The organism is Parapedobacter sp. 2B3 (genome assembly GCF_041925275.1).
In the GTDB taxonomy this organism is placed as follows: domain Bacteria; phylum Bacteroidota; class Bacteroidia; order Sphingobacteriales; family Sphingobacteriaceae; genus Parapedobacter; species Parapedobacter pyrenivorans_A.
Genome location: NZ_JBHEUZ010000052.1, coordinates 1 through 1,335, shown reverse-complemented (window position 1 = coordinate 1,335; position 1,335 = coordinate 1). Strand labels below are relative to the sequence as shown.

The window sequence follows — 1,335 nt, the reverse complement described above, 5'->3', positions numbered from 1 at the left end:
TATGGAATTGCAATAGTCTACTGGAGATTTTTTTCTTTTAGGTTAAGGTTGATAGCCTGTCCTTTCATGCGGCTTTTTCCGACAGGATTTTTTCAACTTGACACGGTGTAAGGTATCCTAGTGTTGAATGCAATCTTTTTCTGTTATACCAACCTTCGATATAATCGAATATGACCAATTTTGCCTCTTGTTTTGTTCTGAAATGATGCCGGTTCACCTCTTCCGCTTTCAGCGTCTTGTAGAAGCTCTCCATGGGTGCATTATCCCAGCAATTACCCTTCCTGCTCATGCTTTGCCGGATATTGGCGCCTGCCTGCCTTAATGCTTCCTTAAATGCCCCGCAGGCATACTGTACACCCCTGTCGGAATGGAATACCATACCCTTTTCCGGCCTTCGGTTTGTCAGCGCCATCCGCAATGCGGGGATGGTCGTCAGCTCCGCCTCCATGCTTTCACTTTGCGCCCAGCCGATGATTTTCCTGTCAGCCAGGTCCATCACGGTGGTCAGGTACAGCCAGCCTTCGTCCGTGGGGATGTAAGTGAGGTCACCCACCCACTTTTCTCCCAGCTTACCGGCATGGAAGTCCCTGTCCAACAGGTTGGCGCATATGGCAAGCCCGTGGCCGGATTCAGTGGTGCATACCCGCCATTTGCGTCTTACGATGCTTCTCAGGCCCATGCCCCGCATGATGCGTGCCACCCGGGGCCTGGATACGTCGGTACCACCGGCCTGCAGTGCTTTGGTGATGCGCGGACTGCCGTAGGTGCCCTTGCTTCCGTCATAACATTCCTTGATCTTCACTGATAAAGCACTCCGCTCAATCTCCCTTTTGCCGACCGGATGCTTCAGCCAGTAATAATAGCCACTGCTGCTCACCTGCATCACTTTACACATCTTCTCAATCGGAAACTCCGTTCTGTGGGCTTTTATAAAACCGAATCGTTCCGATCTCCCTTGGAGAAGATGCCTACAGCCTTTTTTAAAATATCCCTTTCAATTGTGGCCTCTTTCAGGGCTTTTTTCAATAACTTGTTTTCCTGTTCCAGGTCCCTATTATTATCACCGGAAATGCGATTGCTACCCAGCTCCAACTCATCAATACGAGCGTTGAATCTGGAGTCCCTTCGCCACTTACCTAGCATAGACTCATTTATACCTAGTTCTTTCGCTGCTGATGCAGCTGTCCCTTTTGCATACGATAGTTCTACTGCCATGATTTTAAACTCTGAATCAAAAAAACGTGGTCGCTTACCCATTGTCTAAATTTAATCGTTGACTCTTTTATTGGTAAATATATATCCTTAAAAAGTCTCCGGTCAAATGTAGCAACTCCA

General features: G+C 48.0%; 2 protein-coding genes. Both read right to left on the bottom strand.

Annotation, left to right across the window (positions count from 1 at the left end):
• Positions 1 to 64: 64 nt before the first annotated feature.
• Positions 65 to 931 carry an IS3 family transposase gene (locus ACEVG1_RS20990; protein WP_374745690.1) on the bottom strand — a complete coding sequence of 289 codons (867 nt, stop codon included), beginning with the start codon at positions 929 to 931 and terminating at the stop codon, positions 65 to 67.
• The gene (locus ACEVG1_RS20985; RefSeq protein WP_374745689.1) at positions 928 to 1,257 is read right to left on the bottom strand and encodes a transposase; all 330 of its coding nucleotides are present in this window, start codon (positions 1,255 to 1,257) and stop codon (positions 928 to 930) included. Before ACEVG1_RS20985 ends, ACEVG1_RS20990 begins: the two co-directional genes overlap by 4 nt.
• Positions 1,258 to 1,335: the final 78 nt, after the last annotated feature.

Excerpts from the sequence above, each read along its gene's own strand:
- ACEVG1_RS20985 (WP_374745689.1), bottom strand. The coding sequence starts at position 1,257 with ATGGGTAAGCGACCACGTTTTTTTGATTCAGAGTTTAAAATCATGGCA.